Below are 19,836 nucleotides of genomic sequence, written 5' to 3'. Positions count from 1 at the left end.
TCAGGCGGCGGAGGGGTTGGGGGCCTGGCGTCTGGGCTCGAAGCCGGGGGCGAGGGCGATGATGACGGCGGCCAGCACGAGCGGCGCGGCGAACGCCCACCGCATGTCCACCGCGTCCGCGATGCCGCCCACCAGGGCCGCGCCCACGATGAAGCCGATGTAGTTGAAGAGGTTCACCCGGGCGATGGCCACCCCGGTCCCGGCCGGGTCGAGCTTGCCCGCCGCCGAGAACGACTGTGGCGCCACCACCGACAGCCCCACCCCGGTCAGGCCGAACGCGACGATGGCCAGCGGCTGGTTCGGGGCCGCGACGACGCCGAGGAACCCCAGGGTGGCGATCACGCCGCCGATCCTGACGATGGCGGCGGGCCCGTACCGCCGGACCGCGAGGTCGCCGCCGAGCCGGACGGCCAGCGTGGTCGCCTGGTAGGCGACGTAGGCCAGCGGGACCACCTGGGGGCCCGCCGAGAGCACGTTCTTCATGAACACGGTGTTGAAGTTCGACACGGCGGCGTCGCCGACGTACAGGAAGCCCATGGCCAGGCAGAGCGGGATGATCGGCCGCCACGGGAAGCCGCCGGCGGCGGCGCCCGCCGGAGCGTCCTCGACCTTCTCCTCCTCCGGCGCGCACAGATTCCGTGCGAACACCAGCGAGCCCACCAGCGCGAACACCATCGGGACCGCCATGATCACCGGCAGCGGCAGGGTGGCGGCCACCGACGCCCACGCCGCCCCGAGCATGCTGGCCACGCTCCACACGCTGTGGAAGCCGTTCAGGATCTGCAGGCCGTACCTGCGCTCGACCGCCACGCCCTGCATGTTCATGCCCGCGTCCACCGCGCCCACCGCCACGCCGAACAGCAGCAGCACCGGCACCAGCAGCGGCACGCTGGGCGCGAGCCCGGCGAGCACCACGGCGAGCGCGACCACGGGCTGGGCGACGCGCAGGAGCAGCCTGCTGCCGAACCGGGCGGCGAACGTGCCCGCCGCCACGCTGCCGACCCCCGCGAACACGGGCACGATCAGCAGCAGGAGCGTCAGCGCGCCGTCGTCGAGGCCGTGCTTGGCCTGGAGGTTCGCGACCTGGATGAGCAGCGAGGCGAAGGACAGGCCCTGTACGGCATAGACGGCGTACGTGGCGACGCGGGCCTGACGATCACGCGAGGACGGCACGACGGCCTCCTGATGGGGGGAATCAAACGTGAGGCTGGGTCAGGTTAGCGGCCCGCCGCTCCGTTCCGCCAGCCCACCGACCCCGGCGTCGACCTGCTTCTCGGGCAGGCGTCCGGTTTGCTCCGTCGTGTCCAGTCGCTTGGCGGCGGCCCAGACGCCGAGCGCGAGCAGCGCGGCCACCTCCGTGACGGCCATGCCGCGCTCCACCAGGCCGAGCGGCATGACGCGCCACCACGGCAGCCCGTTGCGCGCCCCGACGTACATGACCGCGGCGATGCCCACCACCCACAGCGCCGAGAAGATCCCGAGCCCGAAGGCCACCAGCCTGGCCCGCGACCGCTCGCGGTGCCGCCAGGGCCTGGCGATGATCATCGCGGCCAGCGGCAGGCTGAGGAAGGCGATGAAGCTGCCCAGCCGGTGGATGCTCCCGCTCGTGCTCGGGCCGACCGACCAGTCGTGCTTCTCGAACCACGCCGTCATGAACAGCCCCACGCTCCACCCCATGAGCGCGATGGTGCCGAAGACCCCCGCCAGCCGCTGGCGGGCCAGCGACACCCCGATGGCCGCCGATCCGGCCGCGAGCAGCCCCACCGCCATCCCGAAGATCCAGCCGTCGGGGCCGAGGCCGTGCTCGCTGATGGTCCGCTTGATCGGGTTGAGCTCGTCGAGGCGGGTCAGCTCCAGGACCACGATCACGGCTATGCCCGCGCCCGCCACACCGAGACCCCATCGCGCCGGTCGATGCACGCGCACACCTCCCTTTTGCCGGGATCAACGGCGTGGAAGGGCGTGGGGTTCCTCAGGCCTTGAGCCGCGCCCCTCCGTCGACGGTCAGCACGATGCCGGTCGTGTACGCGTTGCGCACCACGTACTCGATCGTGGCCGCCACGTCCTCGGGCCGGCCCACGCGCCGGACCGGCAGGCTCTCGGCGGCGCCCTCCATGAACGCGGCCCGCGCCTCGTCGCCGATCTCCGACCACCAGTCGGTGTCGATCACGCCGGGGGAGACCGCGTTCACCCTGATGGGGGCCAGCTCGACGGCCAGGCCGGGCACCGCGGCCTCGATCGCCCCGTTCACCGCCGCCAGCGTGGCGATGCCGGGCAGGGCCGCGCCGGCCGAGGCCGCCGTCACGAAGGTGATCGAGCCCTCCGGGTTCAGCACGCCCAGCGCGGCCTGCGCGGTCAGCAGGTGGGGGACCAGCTTGTTGCGCCACGCTTCGGTCAGCCCCTCGCCGGTCAGCGAGCTCAGCGGGCCCGCGCCGCCGCGGCCCGTCACGGTGACGACCAGGTGGTCGACGGTGCCCAGCCCCTCGAACAGCGCCCGCATCGACGCGGTGTCGCGCGCGTCCACGACCTCGCCCCGCGCCTGGTCGCCGAGCTGCTTCAACGCCGAACGCAGTCGCTCCTCCGAACGCCCCGTGACGACCACTTCCGCGCCGCCCGCGGCCAGCCGGGCCGCCGCCGCCAGGCCGATGCCGGACGTGCCGCCGACGATCACTACTCGCATCTTCGTCGTCCTCTCATTACGAGACATCTTGCCTCGAATATAAAACGAGGCACGGTGACTTGTAAAGTGGGCGCCATGGTTGGCAGACCACGCAGCGAAGTGGCCAGGAAGGCGATCCTCCGGGCGGCGCTCGACCTGTGCGCCCGCGACGGATACCAGAACGTGACCATGAAGGGCATCGCCCAGGCCGCGGGCAGCGGCAGGCAGACCGTCTACCGCTGGTGGCAGACCAAGGCACAGGTCCTGCTGGAGGCCCTGACCGACGTCCTGGCCGAGGAGGTGGAGGGGCTGCCGGACACCGGGGACGCGCGGGCCGATCTGGTGGCGTTCCTGGAGCAGACGTTCGCGCTGGCGCGGGGGGTCGCGGGGCAGGTCGTCGTGGGGCTGATGGCCGACGCCCAGTCCGACGCGGAGCTGGCCGCCGAGCTGCGGGCGAAGCTCATCAACCCCCGCCGCGCCGCCCTGCGCGCGGTCCTGGCGCGCGGCGCCGTGCCGGCGGACGTGGAGCTGGACCTGGCCGTCGATCTCGTCTTCGGCGCGATGTGGTACCGGCTGCTCAACCGCCACGCCGAAGTGAATCAGGAACTGGCCGAGGAAATCGCCGGACTTCTGGCGCGCATCAACTGATTCCCGCGACTTACGGAGCGCATCTGCCGATTTGGCACGAGCGATTCTCGCGGGCGCCGGTTATCGTCGGATGTGTGAACGAACGCGCGCAATCGTGGCTGCCGAAGCTGCAGGAAGTCGGAGAGCGGCTGGCCGAGGAGTGGGTGTCGGCCCGGCGGCCGCACGCGGCGAGCGACGTGCCGCCGCCCCACGAGCTCCGCGCGTCCGACGCCGACCGCGAACGCATCGCCCAGGTGCTGCAGGACGCGCACGCCGACGGCCGGATCACCCTCGACGAGCTCGAGGAACGGCTCGGCGTGCTCTACTCCGCGCGCACGCTGGGCGAGCTGGCCGCGCTCACCGCCGACCTGCTGCCCGCCGACCAGCAGCCGCTCAACCTGGACGGCCGCCCTGTGTCGGCCATCTTCAAGCAGGAGCAGCGCGGCGGGCGCTGGGTCGTGCCCGCCGAGCTGGACGTGACGGCCATGTTCGGCACCACCAAGCTGGACTTCCGCGACGCGATCCTGCAGAACCGGCAGATCATCATCAACGCCACCCTGGTCTTCGGCGGGCTGGAGATCCAGGTGCCGGAGGGTCTTGAGGTGATCAGGGTCGCCAAGGGCAAGTCCGTACGGCTGACCAAGCAGCCGACCGAGCCCGGCGCGCCCGTCGTCGAGGTGCGCACCACGAACTTCGCGGGAGACGTGAAGGTCAAGGAGCCACCCCGCCGCAAGCGCCGCCGCTGAGGTCCTCAGCCGGCCGTGTCGAAGTTGATCGCGCTGTACGCGCGCAGCTTCCAGAGCTGGTGCTCGCTCTCGATCTTGCGGATGGTGCCCGACCTGCCGCGCATCACCAGCGACTCCGTCACCGCCGAGCCGGCGCGGAACCGTACGCCCTGCATGAGCTCACCGTGCGTGATGCCGGTCGCCGCGAAGAACACGTCGTCGGACTTGACCAGGTCGTTCGTGGTGAGCACCCGGTTGAGGTCGTGGCCGGCGTTCACGGCCTTGGAGCGCTCGGCGTCGTCGCGCGGCCAGAGCCTGCCCTGGATCACGCCGCCCAGGCACTTGAGCGCGCACGCGGCCACGATGCCCTCGGGCGTGCCGCCGATGCCCAGCATCAGGTCGATGCCGGTGCCGCCGCGGGCCGCCATGATCGCGCCGGCCACGTCGCCGTCCGTGATGAACTTGATCCGCGCGCCCGCCTCCCGGATCTCCTTGACCAGCCGCTCGTGCCTGGGCCGGTCCAGCACGACCACGGTCACGTCGGAGGGCGAGCAGTGCTTGGCCCTGGCGACCGCGTTGATGTTCGCGGACACGGGGGCCTCGATGTCGACCACGTCGGCCGCCTCCGGGCCCGTGACCAGCTTCTCCATGTAGAACACGGCCGACGGGTCGTACATCGAGCCGCGCTCGCTCACCGCGATCACCGACACCGCGTCGGGCATGCCCAGCGCCGTCAGCCGGGTGCCGTCGATGGGGTCCACGGCCACGTCGCAGTCGGGGCCGCTGCCGTCGCCCACCTGCTCGCCGTTGAACAGCATCGGGGCGTGATCCTTCTCCCCCTCGCCGATGACCACCACGCCGTTCATCGAAACCGTGTTGATCAGCTGGCGCATGGCGTTCACGGCCGCGCCGTCGGCGCCGTTCTTGTCACCTCGGCCGACCCACCGGGCCGCCGCCATCGCGGCCGCCTCCGTGACGCGCACCAACTCCAACGCGAGGTTGCGATCGGGGGCGTGCTCGCCCGTGGCGAGCGCGGGCGGTACGGAAGTCTGATCGGACATGATGGGCAGCCTCCTAAGGGGAATCTACGTCGATCGTAGTTGTCCCCCTCTTCCCGCCCATGGGCGGATAATCTGCCCATCCCCTGCCCGAGATGACCGCTTCCTCGCAGCAGGGGCGGGTCAGAGGTGACATCGGTAAGCTTCGACAGGGTTGCCCTGCCATCACGGGGAGCGGATTTTGCGCCATACGGTGTGCGCGCCAAAGATCTTGCCTCCACCATGGAGCCTGGAGGAGATCGCATGAGCGAAGTGGAAAACGTGGCCGCCCAGCCGCGGACGTCCGAGCGCGGCGCCGCCACCCGCAGCTCGCTTCTGGCCGCCGCGAGGGAGGTCTTCGTCTCCAACGGGTTCGCCGAGGCGGGCGTGACCGACGTGGTGGCCAGGGCCGACGCCAGCGTGGGCAGCCTCTACCACCACTTCTCCGGCAAGGCCGACCTCTACCTGACGCTGTTCGAGGAGTTCCAGGCCAGGCAGACGCAGCGGACGAAGCAGGCCGCCCGCTTGGCCCGCGCCGCCGGCGAGAGCGACCCGATGCGGGTGTTCATCAGCGCCGCCCGCGCCTACCTCGACGGGTGCCTGGAGGAGCGCGAGCTGGCCGACCTGTTCCTGCGCGGCGACGGGCCGCCCGGCTTCGACGTGGTCATGCGCGACCGGCTGCGCAAGTGGGCACAGCTCAACGCGGCGCTGTTCGAGGACGAGGGCGCGCTGGTCGTGGTCGTCACGGGCGCGCTGGCCGCGGCCGTGTCGGAGGTCGTCCGCACGGGTGATCGCGGCCTGGCCGAGGAGGTGCTGGCCATCATCGGTCAGATCCGCCCGGCCACTTCGGCGACCGCCTCCTCCAACGGGTAACCTCCCCAAGTGTGCGACGGTTCACCCAAGGTTTCTACGGTTACGCGGTAGCGCTGCTCGTCTGCGTCGCGGCGGTCGGGCTGTTCCTGTTGATCGCCCCGCAGAGCCGGGAGGAGCACATTCCGCGGCTCGACTACTCGATCACCGTCGCCAACTTCGGCCACTCGGTGCCGTACGGCGTGTGGGCGCCGCAGAAGGACCCGGCGGGCTGGGTCCCCAACAGCAACAAGATCGCCAAGGGCGAGAACGGCGCCCAGGTGCTCTTCCTCGGCTACGCGACCGCCAAGCGGCAGCACGCGATGTTCGCGCAGAGCAACGAGCAGCCGGCGGCCGGGTTCGCCAGCCGCATGGCCAACTCCGACAAGGCCGTCGGCACGCAGCAGGTGGGCGAGGTGCAGTGGGAGCAGCGCTTCCGCGAGGACAAGAAGCAGCGCTCGCTCGTCCGCGTGCTGCCGGAGGTGACGCTCGTGATCACCGGCACCGCCGACTGGCCGGAGCTCGCCGAACTCGCCTCCGTCCTGCAGCAGCGCCCCAAGGGCTGACGGGGCCGCCTGGTCTGCGATGTCGGTCGCCCCGTCTAGGGTGGTGGTCGTGGCAGGAGACGAGAAGGCACCCTCATACGAGCAGGCCCGCGAGGAGCTGACCGAGGTGGTGCGCCGCCTGGAGACCGGCGGGCTCACCCTGGAGCAGTCCATCGAGCTGTGGGAGCGCGGCGAGAAGCTGGCGGCGGTCTGCGAGGAGTGGCTCCAGGGGGCCAGGGTCAAGCTCGCCGCCGCCATGGCGCGCCGCTCCGAGCCCTCGGCGGCCAACTCCGACGACGCCCCCTTCTGACGCCGCTGGAGGGGGTCAAGCGGTCTCGCAGGGGGCCAGCCAGCGATAGCCGTGCTCGGTCGCCCGCGCCAGCCAGGCGTTGGTGGTGCTCAGCCCGCGCTCGTTGAGCTGCGCGTCGTGGATCCCGTACGCCCGCCGTGGCCGTGCCGCCCGGACGAAGTCGATCGCCTCGACGGTCTTCAGCCACGACCCCTGCAGCGGCACCAGCAGCGTCTCCACCGGCTCGTCCGGCACGTGGACCGAGTCGCCCGGGTGGTAGAGGGCGCCGTCGACCAGGTAGCCGAGATTGGGGCAGTCCGGCTGGCCTCCGTAGATCAGGGCGTGCCGACCGCCGTGCGCCCGCACCCGGAAGCCCGCCGCCGCGAACTCCTCGCCCGCGCTCACCGGCGTGTACGGCAGCCCGTCCAGCCCCGCCCCCGCCGGCGCGAACACCGGGACCCCGGCCCCGAGCAGCCGCAGCACGTCCACATGATCGCTGTGTTCGTGGGTGACGAGCACCGCGTCGGCGCCGTCCAGCGCGGACGGCTCGCTCCAGATCCCCGGGTCGATGACCAGCACCCGGCCGTCGAGCTCCACCCTTACGCAGGCATGTGTGAACTTTGTTAGCTTCACCCCTCCCACGCTAGGTCATCAGGCGGAGCAGGTTTCCCCCGGAGTCCCGGATCGCTCAGGTGTCCCCGCTTTCGCCCGCGTCCTCCGCGCGTACGGTCAGGCGGTCGTCGCTCAGCCGGATCGTCAGCAGCGAGCCGGGGGAGACGTCCTTGGCCAGGCGTACGACCTCGCCCGAGGGGTGCTGGACGATGGCGTACCCGCGCTCCAGCGTGGCCGCGGGGGACAGCGAGATCAGGCGGGCCCGCAGGTGGACGAGGTCGTCGGAGGCCCGGTCGAGCGAGCCGGACAGCGAGCGCCTGGTCCGGTCGCGCAGCGACTCGACCTGCTCGGCCCGGCGCTCCAGCTCGCGCACCGGGTCGGCCAGGGAGGGGCGCGAGCGCACCGACGTCAGCCAGGACATCTCGCGGTCGAGCCAGCCGCTCACCACCCTGCGCCCCCGGTCGCGCAGCTGGCGCACCAACGAGAGCTGCTCGCCGACGTCGGGCACGACCTTCTTGGCCGCGTCGGTCGGGGTGGACGCGCGCACGTCGGCCACCAGGTCGAGCAGCGGGCTGTCCTGCTCGTGGCCGATCGCGCTCACCACGGGGGTGCGGCAGGCGGCCACCGAGCGTACGAGCGTCTCGTCGGAGAACGGCAGGAGGTCCTCCAGCGAGCCGCCGCCGCGGGCGATGACGATCACGTCGACCGAGGAGTCGGCGTCGAGCTTGCGCAGCGCCTCGGTCACCTCGCCCACCGCGTAGGGCCCCTGGACGGCCACCTCCTCGACCTTGAACCGCACGGCCGGCCAGCGCCTGCGGGAGTTTTCCAGCACGTCGCGCTCGGCCGCCGAGTCGCGGCCGCAGATGAGCCCGATCGTGCCGGGCAGGAACGGCAGCCGCCGCTTCCTGTCGGCGTTGAACAGCCCCTCGGTGGCCAGCAGCTGCCTGAGCCGCTCCAGCCGGGCCAGCAGCTCGCCCACGCCGACCGGGCGGATCTCCAGCGCGGTGAAGGCGAACGAGCCCCTGTTGACCCAGAAGTCGGGCTTGACCTGCATCACGACCCTGGCGCCGTCGGCCGGCCTCGGCACGGCGGCCTCGTAGACCCCGCGCGGGGTGGTGACCTTGGCCGACACGTTGGCGACCGGGTCGCGCAGGGTCATGAACACCGTGCCGCCACGAGCGCTCAGGTCGGTGATCTGGCCCTCGACCCAGACCGTGCCGAGTCTGCCGATCCAACCGCCCACCATCTGCAGGACCGTGCGGATCGGCAGGGGAGCCTCGGGTGAGGTCTTCTCGCTCATGCCGGAAGACTACGGGGTCGGTACGACCTACTCTCCGGCCTGCAGCTTCGCCAGGCGGTTCTCGAACATCTTGATCACCTCGGGCCGGGACTTCGTGGCCTTCTCGAAGGAGAGGAAGTCGCTGATCTGCTCGGCGGTCTTGCCGCGCATCCTGGCGCGCAGGGACGCGACGGTGAGCTCGGAGTAGCCGGGCAGCGGCTCGGTCAGGTCCACCGGGGCGGAGGCGACCGGCTCGGGCGCGGCGGCGGGCTCGGGGGCGCGGGCGGGCTCCGGGGCGGACGCGGGCTCCGGGGCCACGGTCGCCTCGGGGGCCGCGGCGGGCTCCTCGGTCGCGGCGGGCTTCTTGGTGGTCCTGCGGGTGCGCTTCGGCTTGGCCGCGACGGCCTCCTCCGCGACGGCCTCCACCTTGGCGGGCTCTTCCTTGACGGCCTCTTCCTTGGCGGCTTCCGCCGCGACGGCCTCTTCCACGGTGGCGGCCTTCGGCTCGGGGGTCGCGGCGGGCTCCTCCGCGACGGCGGCCTTCGGCTCGGCCTCCACGGCGGCGGCCTTCGGCTGGGCCACCTCGGCGGGCTCGTCCACGACGGCGGTCTTGGGCTCAGCCTCCTCCGCGACGGCCGCCTTCGGCTCGGGCTCGGCGGGCTTCTCCGCGACGGCGGGCTCGGCGGCGGCCTTCGGGGCCGCGGCGGGCTCCTCCGCGACCGCGGGCTTGGGCTCGGCTGCCGGGGCGGTGGTCTCGGGGTTGGCGGTGGCCGCCGACTCCGACTTGCCCGCCGGAGCGAAGATGACGGGGTCGGGCTTGGTCTTGGCGACCCCGTTGGGCTCGGCGGCGCTGGGCCGCGGCGCGAAGATCACCGGCTCCTTGCGGGCCGGCTTCGCCTCCTCCGCGGCCGGAGCCGCGGCCACCTGCTCGGCGGCGGAGGGGCGCGAGTCCTTCGACTCCTCTTCCTCCTTGCTGCCAAGGCCCTTGATGGAGTTTTTCACCCGGTCCACGACCAGCAGGGCCTGCCCGGCCGCGCTGAGCGTCGTCTGGATGAACAGGAGCGGAAGATCCTTGGCCTTCTCCTTCAGCTCGTCCTTGTTGGTAACGGTCTTGGCGATGTTGCGTATCACGTCGCTGAGGGACATGACGTCTCCCTGGGAGGTCAGTAATGGACGGCCAGTCTGGCAAACCGCGGGCAACCACGCACGCGCAGGCCTGATGGCCGCTCCACGTAGCATAGAAAGTATGGAGCCGCAGACCCCCACTTCCCGCCGAGTACTCGTAGCCAAGCCGCGTGGCTACTGTGCCGGAGTCGATCGAGCCGTGGTAGCGGTCGAGAAGGCCCTGGAGCAGTACGGTGCGCCGATCTACGTACGCAAGCAGATCGTCCACAACACCCACGTCGTCAAGACGCTGGAGGCCAGGGGCGCCATCTTCGTCGACGAGACCGAGGAGGTGCCCGAGGGCGAGATCGTCGTGTTCTCGGCTCACGGGGTGTCCCCGGCGGTGCACGACGAGGCGCGCCGGCGCAGCCTGCGCACCATCGACGCCACCTGCCCGCTGGTCACCAAGGTGCACAACGAGGCCAGGCGGTTCGCGAGCCAGGACTACGACATCCTCCTGATCGGGCACGAGGGTCACGAGGAGGTCGAGGGCACCTCCGGTGAGGCCCCCGACCACATCCAGCTCGTGGACGGGCTCGACTCGGTCGACAAAGTTCAGGTCAAGGACCCGAGCAAGCTGGTCTGGCTGTCGCAGACCACGCTGTCGGTCGACGAGACCACCGAGACGGTCGCCCGGCTCAAGGAGCGCTTCCCCACGCTGATCGACCCGCCGAGCGACGACATCTGCTACGCCACGCAAAACCGCCAGGTCGCGGTCAAGGAGATCGCCGCCGAGGCGCAGCTGGTCATCGTGGTCGGCTCGGAAAACTCCTCCAACTCCAAGCGCCTGGTCGAGGTGGCCAAGGACTACGGGGCCGAGGCCTCCTATCTCGTCGACAACGCCACCTTCATCCGCGACGAGTGGCTCGACGGCGTCACCACGGTCGGCGTGACCAGCGGCGCGTCCGTGCCGGAGGAGCTGGTCGACGAGGTGCTGGCGCGGCTGGCCGAGCACGGGTTCGACGACGTGACCCAGGTCGAGTCGGTGCAGGAGAGCATGCGCTTCGCCCTGCCCCACGAGCTGCGCAAGGACCTGCGGGTCTCCTAGTCGTCCCCGCGCGGCGTCCCGTAGACCTTGGGCTCGAAGTAGCCCTCCGGCTCGGGCACGAACGGCTGGCGCGGGCGCGGCACCTCCGCGCCCGCCTTCAGCTCCTCCCGCAGGTCGCGTACGTTGTCGCGGAGTCCGCGCCGCCACGCCACGCCCAGCACCACGGCCGAGCCCGCGAACAGCCACGGCGCGCCCTGCGTCAGCGACGTGTAGAGCCCCAGCGCCAGCGACTGCACGATCGACACCGAGCCGAACGCGCGCCCCAGCTCGACGAAGAGCGTGGCGCAGAAGAACACCAGCGGCGGCGTCACCACGAGCGACAGCAGCTCGCGCCGGTTGACCAGGAGCACGCCCAGCAGGCTCGACAGCACGAACGCAGCGCCCACGACGTACTGGATGGCGAGCACGGCCGCCAGCACGTAGCCCGCCAAGGTGGAGACCAGGGCGAGCGCGATGGCGCCGCGAGCGGTCAGCCTGACCGCGGAACGCCTCTTCTCACCCAATGCCCCACCCCCGATTTATTGCGACCCGTTGGCCAACTTACCGTTCGAGTGGGAAAGCAGAGGCGAGGTTTCCAGCAGTTCCGGGGACGCCAGGGGTCTGGGCAGGCCTTCGAGCATCTCAGGAGACTCGAGATCGCCGTCCACGACGCCCAGATCGTGCAGCTTGCGCGCGGTGACCAGGACGCGGCTTTCGAGCGATCCGACCGACTTGTTGTACGCCTCCACGGCCCGCGTCAGCGCCCTGCCGAGCGAATCGACGTTCCTGCCGAGGGAGGAGAGCCGTTCGTACAGCTCCTTGCCCAGCTCGAACACCGCCCGCGCGTTCTCGCTCAGCGCGGCCTGCTGCCAGGCGTAGTGCGCGGTGCGCAGCATCGTGATCAGCGTCGTCGGCGTGGCGATGTGGACCCGCCGCGTCATCGCGTATTCCAGCAGCCCGGGATCGCGCTCCAGCGCCGGGGCCAGGAACGCCTCGCCCGGGATGAACAGCACCACGAACTCCGGCGACGGGTTGAACCCCTGCCAGTAGGACTTGGCCGCCAGCCGGTCGATGTGCTCGCGGACGTGCCGGGCGTGGGCGTCGAGCCGGACCGTGGCGAGGCTCTCGTCGGACGCCTCTGCGGCCTCCAGATAGGCCGCCAGCGAGACTTTGGAGTCGACCACGATGTTCTTGCCGCCGGCGAGCCTGACGACCATGTCGGGGCGCATGGAGCCCTCGGTGACCTGCTCGTCGAAGTCGCAGTGGTGCTGCATGCCGGCGATCTCGGCGACCCTGCGCAGCTGGAGCTCGCCCCACCTGCCGCGCGCCTCGGGCCGCTGCAGGGCCCTGACCAGGGCCGTGGTCTGGGAGCGCAGCTGCTCGTTGCTCTGCCGTACGAACTCCATCTGCTTGGCCAGCTCCGCGCGGGCCGCGCGCTGGCCCGACTCGGTGTCGCGCAGCTGCGACTCGACCCGGGCGAGCGCGTCCTTCAGCGGCTCCACCAGGTGCTCGACGGCCTGCCTGCGCTGGTCCAGATCGCCCGTGGCCTCGGCGCGGCTGGCGGCCAGCCTGGTCTCGGCCAGCTCCAGGAAGCGGATGTTGTTGACGTCGAGGGCGCGCGTGGACAGGGCCTGGAAGCGCTCGGCGAGCTGCTCCTCGACGTAGACCACCTTGTCGGCGGCCGACTTGGCGCGCGCCTCCGCCTCGGCCACCCGCACCGCGGCCCGCGTCCTGGCCACCAGGAAACCGATGACGAGCCCGGCGGCCAGACCTACGAGAAGCGAGACGAGATCCACTCGATCGATGATTGCAGGACTGCGGCGCGCCGTTCCGTCCCGACACGCTCGTTACGCTCAGCACGTAAACTTAGGGTCCGTGAGTCTCTCTATCGGTATCGTCGGTCTGCCCAACGTCGGCAAGTCCACGCTCTTCAACGCGCTGACGAAGTCCGGCAACGCGCTCGCGGCGAACTACCCGTTCGCCACCATCGAGCCCAACGTGGGCATCGTGGGCGTGCCCGACGACCGGCTGCCCAAGCTGGCCGAGATCTTCAACTCGGCCCGCATCCTGCCCGCCAAGGTCGAGTTCGTCGACGTCGCGGGCCTGGTCAAGGGGGCCTCGGAGGGGCAGGGCAGGGGAAACCAGTTCCTCGCCAACATCCGTGACACCGACGCGATCTGCCAGGTGGTCCGCGTCTTCAGCGACCCCGACGTCACGCACGTGGACGGCGACATCTCGCCCAAGCGTGACATCGAGACCATCAACACCGAGCTGATCATGGCCGACCTCCAGACGGTCGAGAAGGCCATCCCGCGCCTGCAGAAGGAGGCGCGCAACAACAAGGACAAGAAGTCCGCGCTGGAGGCCGCCGAGGCCGCGCTGAGCGTGCTGGAGACCGGCAAGACCATCTTCGAGAGCGGCCTCGACCGCGAGGAGCTGCGCGACCTTCACCTGCTGACGGCCAAGCCGTTCCTGTACGTGTTCAACCTCGACGCCGACGAGCTGGGCGACTCGGCGCTGCGGGAGCAGCTCGCGACGCTGGTCGCGCCCGCCGAGGCGGTCTTCATGGACGCCAAGATCGAGTCGGAGCTGGTCGAGCTCGACGAGGAGGAGGCGCTGGAGCTCCTGCAGTCCGTCGGCCAGGAGGAGTCAGGGCTGCGGCAGCTCGCCAGGGTCGGCTTCGACACGCTCGGCCTGCAGACCTACCTCACGGCCGGGCCGAAGGAGACCAGGGCCTGGACGATCCCCAAGGGCGCCACCGCGCCCGAGGCGGCCGGCGTGATCCACACCGACTTCCAGCGCGGCTTCATCAAGGCCGAGGTCGTCTCCTTCGACGACCTGGTCGAGGTCGGCTCCATCGCCAACGCCCGCGCGGCGGGCAAGGCCCGCGTCGAGGGCAAGGAGTACGTCATGCGCGACGGCGACGTGGTGGAGTTCCGCTTCAACGTCTGATCGCTGCTCGGACCGGGGTGTCTCGTGGGAAATCACGGAAAGCCGCCGTTCGTTACGGTAAGTTACCAGCGGTGACGGCGGCGATGCCCCCTCAGACGTCTGATCCCGGGAATCGGTAGGACGTCTGATGCCGGGACAACTGATGCGTCAACCACTTTGGGCCCCCGCGCGTCGAATCGTCACGGCGTTCACGCTGACTCGGGAGGCCCTCAATGATCCGTCGCATCATCCGGAAACGACGTCCTGCGCCCACGCTCGCCGGCATCAGCCTCGAGGAGGAGCTCGCCCTGATCAGGGTCGAGCTCATGTACGGCCTGCGCGTCAACCGCGAGGCGTACCTCCGCAGGAAGGTCGACGAGCGCAACGAGATGGCGACGCGCATGCGCGAACGGGACGCCGCCGAGATGCTGGCGGACCTGCGCGGCTCCCTGGAGCGGGCGGTGCAGCCGACGGTCGTGTCGCTGGACCGGGCGGCCCAGCCGACGGTCGTGGACCTGCACAGCCGGCGTCAGCCGCGCCCCACCCAGGACCCGGAGCCCGCCTGACGCCCTGACTCCGCTCCGCGATCCATACCGAATCCGCAGGTAGCGAGAGAGTCCATGCCCGCCAGGACAGGAATCCGTAGCTCTCGCGCTATGCCAATTTAGGTATCTGGGCTGGTCAAAAGGTGTTTCCACCGGGAAGTCTCAGGAATCGGCAATGAGGCCTGCCCTCCGGCCCGGTTTGCCGTCAGGACGGTCATGCCGCAGCATGGGCGTGGCTTTCCTGGAACAATGGCGGAGACCGGATAGGGTGACTACTTCACCGCGGATGATGGGGATCGGCAACGGACGACACCGCGCCAGCCGGGGGGATCGGCGCGAGCGGAGGCGTGATGGCTCGTAGGTCTACCGTCCAGCACGATCCTCGGATCGCTGGCGAGCCCGAGCTTTCCGCGCGCCTTGACACGGCTGACTTCGACGCGCCGCCGCCTCGCAGGCCGCGGCGCGGCGGCTGGTCGGGCGGAGGCGGGCGGTGGCTGGTATGGACCGGCCGTGTCATTCTCTGGGCAGTTATCGTGGTTGTCGTGGTTAATGGGGTGCGTGCCCCATTTGAGCGATTTACCCAACAAACGACTGCGGCGCCCAATAGCGTCGCGCCAGCTCACCATGGTTTTCCGGCCGACCGGGGCATGGCTTTCGCCGCCCAGTTCGCCGGGGTCTATCTCAATTTCAGCCCGGACGACGCCGCGAGCAGGTCGCGTAAGCTGGGCGCTTTCCTGGCCGAGGGCATGGATCCGCAGATGGGCTGGGACGGCTACGGCAAGTTCGCGGCCGTCGCCATCCAGCCGTACGACATCGAGGCGAGCGACGCCCACAACGCCCTGGTCAGCGTGGCCTTCCAGTCAGGTCCGCGCAGGTTGATGCTGTCGGTCCCGCTCTACTACTCGGGCGACGAGACGGGCGGCAGGTTCGCCGTGGTCGGCCGCCCCGCGGTGCTGCCCGCGCCGGGCCCGGCCGACGTGCCCCAGGTCGCCGCGCCGGAGACCGACGAGGCCACCGCGAGCGAGCTCAAAGAGCAGCTGAAGGGTTTCTTCACCGACTACGCCTCCGGCGACGCGGCCGGGCTGCAGCGTTACGTCGCCGCGGGCCGGACCCTGCCGAGCTTCGGCGGCACGTTCACGTTCAGGGAGCTGAAGAAGGTCGTGGTGCCTGTGGGGGGTGCCACCCGAGAGATCCAGGCGGTCGTGGTGTGGGTCGTGCCTAACAGCGAGACGCCCGCCACCCCCGACGCCACCGATCCCGCGGCTGTGGGCGGCACGCTGGAGATGGCCTACCGGCTGACCGTCGAGAAGCAGGGCGACAAGTGGTTCGTCGCCGACATTCGCGGAGCCGGCCGGGTCGTTGGATAGAGGCACGGCCACGCCGCTCATCGGTACCCCCCCGGGAGGACAAGAAGTGACCTTGAAGACCGTTCTGCTCCACCTGATCGAACTGACGCCGACGCCCCCGGCGACCGGCCCGGACACCGGGGGTCTCGCCAACTTCCTGCGCGGGTTCTTCGCCCCGCTGTTCCTCGTCGTCGTCTCGGTGGTCGCGCTCTTCTTCCTCTTCACCCGCGAGATCACACGTTTCGTGCAGTTCCTGATACTGGCCGTGGCCATTGGCGTGATCTTCTACGTTCCCAACATCATTGAGGTGACGGCGAAGGCGATCGCGGGCGCTCTGGGCATCAAGTAAAGGGTTGAGACCGCTCCGCGGCGGTCATGTACGAGCGGGTGGAGAGGAGGACCGGCGTGGATCTGCCCACGTATACGAACATCTGGCGGATCGAGAAGCGGCTCTACAAGCTGTACGACCTACGGCTGCCGATGCCGCTGCCGATCGTCTGGATCGGCGTTTTCGTCGGGGTGTTCGTTCCGTGGTCACTCCTGCTGGTCCTGGTGGGCGTGCCGGTGGAGATGCCGTGGCACGTCCTGTACCTGGTGCCGCCCGGGATCGTGACGTGGCTGTCCACGCGTCCCGTCATCGAGGGCAAGCGGCTCACCGAGCTCCTGGAGTCCCAGCTCCGCTACCTGGGCCAGCCGAAGGCGTGGTACCGCCTCGCGCCCACGTCGGAGGCCGAGACGATCACGTTCTCCGCCCGCGTCTGGCGCACCACCCCCGCGCGGGCCAAGTCGAAGGCGCCCCGCAAGGCCCGCCAGCCGCAGCGGCGGCGCGAGGGCCAGCGGATCGCCGGTCCGCGCCAGGTCCGCCCGGCCGTCGCGGCCGCTGCCGCCGCCGCTTCCCAGGCTCCCGTGGCCGAGCCGACCACCGGCCGCTGGGGCACCCGCCGCGGCACCGCGCCCGCCCTCAAGGCCCGGGTACGCGAGACGGCCCCACCCTCGGCACCGAGGGCCGGGGTCGGCGCGTTGCGGCGCGAGGAGGCCCTTCCAGGCGGCCCTGGACGCCACCAGGACGCCCTGCCGCCCGGCACCCACGAGACCTCCGAGCCTCCCACCCGGGAGTCCGTGGACGCGCGAAATGCGGCGACTCGGGACCGCAGGACCGCCGAGGGTGCCGTGGCTCGGGAGCGTGGGACCGCTGAGGGTGCCGTGGCTTGGGAGCGCGGAGCTGCGCGGGACGCTGATGCTTGGGATCGGGGGGCCGCTGCGGATGCTGCGGCGTCGCCCGACGACGCGCGGGCCGACCACGAGGCGACCGGGGCGGCCGGGGTGGCCGGATCGGTCAGGGAGACCGAGACCCACAAGCCCACCGCCGGCAAGCCCATCGACACCGAGGCACTGCGGCGGCTGCGCCGGCTCGCGGCGAGCGCCGACGCCCCCGCCGCACCTTCGGCCTCCGCGGAGGGCGAGCGGCGGGACCGGGATCGCGATGAGGAACGCCGCGAGGAACGGCTCGGGGAGCTACGGGGGGAACGGCCCGAGGAGCGAGGCGGGGAGCTGGACCAGGAGCGACGCGGGGAACTGGACGAGGAACGGCCCGGGGAACGGCCCGGGGAACGGCCCGGGGAACAGCGCGGGGAACGGCGCGAGGACGAGGTCGCGCGGGATCAGCACCGGAAGGGGCAGCCGCCGCGGCTGGGCCCGTCGCTGGTGCTGTCCGGCCCGCAGCGCGTCTGGCCGCCGCTCAACCCCGACGCCAAGCCCCTGCCCCGCCCCGCCGCCACCAGGCCCGGCACAGAGTCCCCCGACACCACATCCACCGCTCCGCCCCAACAGGACACGACGCCGAGCCCACGGGCCGACACGCCCGATACGCCGAGCCATGGGCCGAGCCCGACGGTTGGAACGGCGGATGCGTCGAGCCCGACGGTTGGAACGGCGGATGCGTCGAGCCCGACGGTTGGAACGGCGGGTGCGTCGAGCCCGACGGTCGACGTGCCGGACGGATCAGGCGACCTGCCGGGCACGGTCGGTGACGCCCAGGACGTCGGCCTCCCGCAGCCGGTGGTCGAGGTCACGGATGCGCGCGGTGGCGTGAACGTGCGGGGTGCGGCGGACGGCGGAAAGAAGGGCGACGCGCCTGCTGCGGCTGGCGACGGGCCGAAGAGCGAGACGCCGGGTGCGGCTGGCGACCAGCCAAAGAGCGAGACGCCGGAGACGGCTGGCGCCGCTGTGGTCGTCGACGCGACCGAGATGCGCGACGGTGTGGATGCGTCGGGTGCCGCCCTGGAGGGTGACACGCTGGAGACGGCTGGCTCCGCTGTGCTCCGCGACGCGACCGAGATCCGCGATGGCGTGGACGCGCCGGGTGCGGCCCAGGAGGGCGACACGCCGCAGTCGGCTGCTGAGGTCGCTGAAATGCCCGGCAGTGCCGATGCGCAGGAGCCCGGTGCGGCCGATGAACGCGCCGAGCAGCCCACGGCTGAACGACCCGAGCGGTCCACAGCTGACCGCCCTGAGCGGTCCACGGCTGAACCGCCTGAGCAGTCCACAGCTGACCGCCCGGAGCGGTCCACGGTTGAATCGCCTGAGCGGTCCACGGCTGAACGCCCTGAGCGGTCCACGGTGCGGCGACTTGCGGCGAAGGGCGATGCGCCCGGCACGGCCGTGCCGGGCACGCGCGGTGACCGAGGTCCGGCAGCGCCTGGCACGCGCGGCGACCGGAGCGCGTCCTTCCCCGGCACGCGCGAAGACCGGGGAGCGGGTGTGCCCGACGCGCGCGATCCCGCGGCCGGTGACCGGCGCGTGGCGGCGGCGAGCGCCGGCGACTCCCGGGGCGCGGCGACGGGCGCCGTCGACGGTCGGGGTGCGGCGGCAAGCGCCGAGAACGGCCGGGGTATGGCGTCGAGCGCCGGCGACTCCCGGGGCGCGCCGAGCGCTGGCGAGGGTCGGGTCGCGGCGGCGAATGCGGGCGACCCCCGGGGCGTGGCGGCGAGTGCCGGTGACTCTCGGAGTGCGTCGGCGGGTACCGGTGAGTCCCGGGGCGTGGCGGCGGGTGCCGGTGAGTCCCGGGGTGCGTCGGCGGGTGCCGGTGAGTCCCGGAGTGCGGCGGCGGGCGTCGGCGAGGGCCGCAGCGGGGCGAATGCCGGTGACGGTCGGGCTGCTGCGGCGGCGGCGCATGAGCGTGGGGGCGAGTTCGTTGCCCCCGTGCCCGTCCCTCGCCCGGGTGAAGGCCGGGTGCGGCGGGTCGAGTCCGTGGTGGGGCGGGACTCCGGCGGGTGGCGGAGGATCGCGCAGGTGGTCGTCGGCGGAGGCGGGGTCAGGACCGACGGGTCCGAGATCGACGAGGCCAGGGCCAGGGGCGTGTTCGGCGGCAGCCGCAGGATCGTGGTCCTGGGCTGCACCGGCGGCGCCGGTCAGAGCACGACGGCGCTCATGCTGGGCCACACCTTCGCCAAATACCGCGACGACAGGGTCGTGGCCGTCGACGCCAACACCGGCGGCGGCACCCTGACGAGCAAGATCCAGCCGGAGACGCCCGAAACCCTCACCTCGCTGCTGTCCGGGCTCGACCGCGTCAGCGGGTATCTCACGATGCGTGGATACACCACGAGGACCGCCTCGGGGCTCGAGGTGATCAGCGCGGACAGCGACGCGGGCGCCGAGCAGCGGCTGGCGGACCGGTCGTTCTTCTCCGACCATCGGTTGGGCGAGTCCATGCGCCTTCTGGACCGCCACTACAAGCTCGCCGTCATCGACCCGGCCGCCGCGCTGGCGGCCAGGCTCCTGCCGTACGCGGACCAGCTCGTTCTGGTGGTCCCCGCGAGCGAGGAGGCGTCGGAGGCGGTGGCGATGACGTACGAGTGGCTCGACGGGCACGGCTGCGCGGAGCTGCGCAGGCGTGCGGTCATGGTGGTCAACGGCGTGAGCAGGCGTTCGATGGCCGACGTCGAGCAGGCGGAGTCGGTGGCCAGAGGCAGGTGCCGGGCCATCGTCAGGGTCCCCTGGGAGGACGGCCTGGCGTCCGAGGGCGCGGAGGTCGTCGATCCGGGGCAGTTGCGCGCGGCCGGCAAACGGGCCTACCTCGCCCTGGCCGGGGTCGTGATCGCGGGCTTCGCGGCACAGGCACAGACCGTCCGACCGAGCGAAGAGGAGTTGGCGAGTGACCCCCCGGGCACGAGAATCGGTGAGCGATAAGTGAACAAGC

Annotated in this window: 20 protein-coding genes; 11 read left to right on the top strand and 9 right to left on the bottom strand. The window is 71.4% G+C overall.

Going from position 1 to position 19,836, the window contains the following annotated elements:
- The 3 genes from H4W80_RS29135 to H4W80_RS29125 are packed head-to-tail and all read right to left on the bottom strand — an operon-like array spanning nucleotide 1 to nucleotide 2,680.
- Nucleotides 1-1,173 (bottom strand): MFS transporter, encoded by a 1,173-nt coding sequence (locus H4W80_RS29135; protein ID WP_192788006.1) that lies wholly within the window; start codon nucleotides 1,171-1,173, stop codon nucleotides 1-3.
- A gap of 39 nt (nucleotides 1,174-1,212) precedes the next feature.
- Nucleotides 1,213-1,920, bottom strand: coding sequence for a DUF998 domain-containing protein (locus H4W80_RS29130; protein ID WP_192788005.1), 708 nt, complete (start codon nucleotides 1,918-1,920; stop codon nucleotides 1,213-1,215).
- A gap of 52 nt (nucleotides 1,921-1,972) precedes the next feature.
- Nucleotides 1,973-2,680 carry an SDR family oxidoreductase gene (locus tag H4W80_RS29125; protein WP_192788004.1) on the bottom strand — a complete coding sequence of 236 codons (708 nt, stop codon included), beginning with the start codon at nucleotides 2,678-2,680 and terminating at the stop codon, nucleotides 1,973-1,975.
- Between the two features lie 75 nt (nucleotides 2,681-2,755).
- Between H4W80_RS29125 and H4W80_RS29120 the strand changes: the two genes are divergently transcribed.
- Nucleotides 2,756-3,307 (top strand): TetR/AcrR family transcriptional regulator, encoded by a 552-nt coding sequence (locus H4W80_RS29120; protein WP_192788003.1) that lies wholly within the window; start codon nucleotides 2,756-2,758, stop codon nucleotides 3,305-3,307.
- A 74-nt stretch (nucleotides 3,308-3,381) separates the two neighbouring features.
- Complete coding sequence (locus H4W80_RS29115; RefSeq protein ID WP_192788002.1) at nucleotides 3,382-4,032, top strand: DUF1707 SHOCT-like domain-containing protein; 651 nt, start codon at nucleotides 3,382-3,384, stop codon at nucleotides 4,030-4,032.
- A gap of 5 nt (nucleotides 4,033-4,037) precedes the next feature.
- Here the strand turns inward: H4W80_RS29115 and glpX are convergent, their stop codons facing one another.
- Nucleotides 4,038-5,072 carry a class II fructose-bisphosphatase gene (gene glpX / locus H4W80_RS29110; protein WP_192788001.1) on the bottom strand — a complete coding sequence of 345 codons (1,035 nt, stop codon included), beginning with the start codon at nucleotides 5,070-5,072 and terminating at the stop codon, nucleotides 4,038-4,040.
- Between the two features lie 240 nt (nucleotides 5,073-5,312).
- Here glpX and H4W80_RS29105 point away from each other — a divergent pair, with 240 nt between their 5' ends.
- Genes H4W80_RS29105 through H4W80_RS29095 form a run of 3 tightly spaced genes read left to right on the top strand, consistent with a single transcriptional unit; the run spans nucleotide 5,313 to nucleotide 6,752 of the window.
- Nucleotides 5,313-5,921 (top strand): TetR/AcrR family transcriptional regulator, encoded by a 609-nt coding sequence (locus H4W80_RS29105; RefSeq protein WP_192788000.1) that lies wholly within the window; start codon nucleotides 5,313-5,315, stop codon nucleotides 5,919-5,921.
- An 11-nt stretch (nucleotides 5,922-5,932) separates the two neighbouring features.
- On the top strand, nucleotides 5,933-6,463 hold the full coding sequence (locus H4W80_RS29100) for a DUF4245 domain-containing protein (RefSeq protein WP_192787999.1): 531 nt from the start codon (nucleotides 5,933-5,935) through the stop codon (nucleotides 6,461-6,463).
- A gap of 19 nt (nucleotides 6,464-6,482) precedes the next feature.
- Complete coding sequence (locus tag H4W80_RS29095; protein ID WP_192787998.1) at nucleotides 6,483-6,752, top strand: exodeoxyribonuclease VII small subunit; 270 nt, start codon at nucleotides 6,483-6,485, stop codon at nucleotides 6,750-6,752.
- 15 nt (nucleotides 6,753-6,767) lie between these two features.
- On the opposite strand, the gene H4W80_RS29090 is transcribed toward H4W80_RS29095, so the two are convergent.
- From H4W80_RS29090 to H4W80_RS29080, 3 genes are read right to left on the bottom strand one after another with little or no spacing between them, the layout of a single operon-like run.
- Nucleotides 6,768-7,364, bottom strand: coding sequence for an MBL fold metallo-hydrolase (locus H4W80_RS29090; RefSeq protein ID WP_192787997.1), 597 nt, complete (start codon nucleotides 7,362-7,364; stop codon nucleotides 6,768-6,770).
- A 55-nt stretch (nucleotides 7,365-7,419) separates the two neighbouring features.
- Nucleotides 7,420-8,643, bottom strand: a complete 1,224-nt coding sequence (gene xseA, locus H4W80_RS29085) for an exodeoxyribonuclease VII large subunit (protein ID WP_192787996.1) — start codon at nucleotides 8,641-8,643, stop codon at nucleotides 7,420-7,422.
- A 27-nt stretch (nucleotides 8,644-8,670) separates the two neighbouring features.
- Entirely contained in the window at nucleotides 8,671-9,768 is a 1,098-nt protein-coding gene (locus H4W80_RS29080) for a hypothetical protein (RefSeq protein WP_192787995.1), read from the bottom strand.
- Nucleotides 9,769-9,868: 100 nt separating this feature from the next.
- Here H4W80_RS29080 and H4W80_RS29075 point away from each other — a divergent pair, with 100 nt between their 5' ends.
- Nucleotides 9,869-10,834, top strand: coding sequence for a 4-hydroxy-3-methylbut-2-enyl diphosphate reductase (locus tag H4W80_RS29075; RefSeq protein ID WP_192787994.1), 966 nt, complete (start codon nucleotides 9,869-9,871; stop codon nucleotides 10,832-10,834).
- Here the strand turns inward: H4W80_RS29075 and H4W80_RS29070 are convergent.
- Both H4W80_RS29070 and H4W80_RS29065 read right to left on the bottom strand, forming a co-directional pair.
- The gene (locus H4W80_RS29070) at nucleotides 10,831-11,337 is read right to left on the bottom strand and encodes a DUF6542 domain-containing protein (protein ID WP_192787993.1); all 507 of its coding nucleotides are present in this window, start codon (nucleotides 11,335-11,337) and stop codon (nucleotides 10,831-10,833) included. The genes H4W80_RS29075 and H4W80_RS29070 overlap by 4 nt on opposite strands.
- Nucleotides 11,338-11,352: 15 nt before the next feature.
- Nucleotides 11,353-12,609: a DNA recombination protein RmuC gene (locus H4W80_RS29065; RefSeq protein WP_192787992.1), complete on the bottom strand. Its 1,257-nt coding sequence runs from the start codon at nucleotides 12,607-12,609 to the stop codon at nucleotides 11,353-11,355.
- A 79-nt stretch (nucleotides 12,610-12,688) separates the two neighbouring features.
- Here H4W80_RS29065 and ychF point away from each other — a divergent pair, with 79 nt between their 5' ends.
- The 5 genes from ychF to H4W80_RS29040 all read left to right on the top strand — a co-directional run bounded on the left by ychF (nucleotide 12,689) and on the right by H4W80_RS29040 (nucleotide 19,826).
- Entirely contained in the window at nucleotides 12,689-13,765 is a 1,077-nt protein-coding gene (gene ychF / locus H4W80_RS29060) for a redox-regulated ATPase YchF (RefSeq protein WP_192787991.1), read from the top strand.
- Nucleotides 13,766-13,977: 212 nt separating this feature from the next.
- Nucleotides 13,978-14,310, top strand: coding sequence for a hypothetical protein (locus H4W80_RS29055; protein WP_192787990.1), 333 nt, complete (start codon nucleotides 13,978-13,980; stop codon nucleotides 14,308-14,310).
- 626 nt (nucleotides 14,311-14,936) lie between these two features.
- Nucleotides 14,937-15,656 carry a conjugal transfer protein gene (locus H4W80_RS29050; protein WP_225963719.1) on the top strand — a complete coding sequence of 240 codons (720 nt, stop codon included), beginning with the start codon at nucleotides 14,937-14,939 and terminating at the stop codon, nucleotides 15,654-15,656.
- Nucleotides 15,657-15,702: 46 nt separating this feature from the next.
- Nucleotides 15,703-15,984, top strand: a complete 282-nt coding sequence (locus tag H4W80_RS29045) for a hypothetical protein (protein WP_185068535.1) — start codon at nucleotides 15,703-15,705, stop codon at nucleotides 15,982-15,984.
- Between the two features lie 56 nt (nucleotides 15,985-16,040).
- Entirely contained in the window at nucleotides 16,041-19,826 is a 3,786-nt protein-coding gene (locus H4W80_RS29040; protein ID WP_192787988.1) for a TcpE family conjugal transfer membrane protein, read from the top strand.
- Nucleotides 19,827-19,836: the final 10 nt, after the last annotated feature.

It is taken from the genome of Nonomuraea angiospora (assembly GCF_014873145.1).
Taxonomy (GTDB): domain Bacteria; phylum Actinomycetota; class Actinomycetes; order Streptosporangiales; family Streptosporangiaceae; genus Nonomuraea; species Nonomuraea angiospora.
Note: the sequence above shows the minus strand (reverse complement) of the source record. Positions and strands in the feature narration are given on the sequence as shown.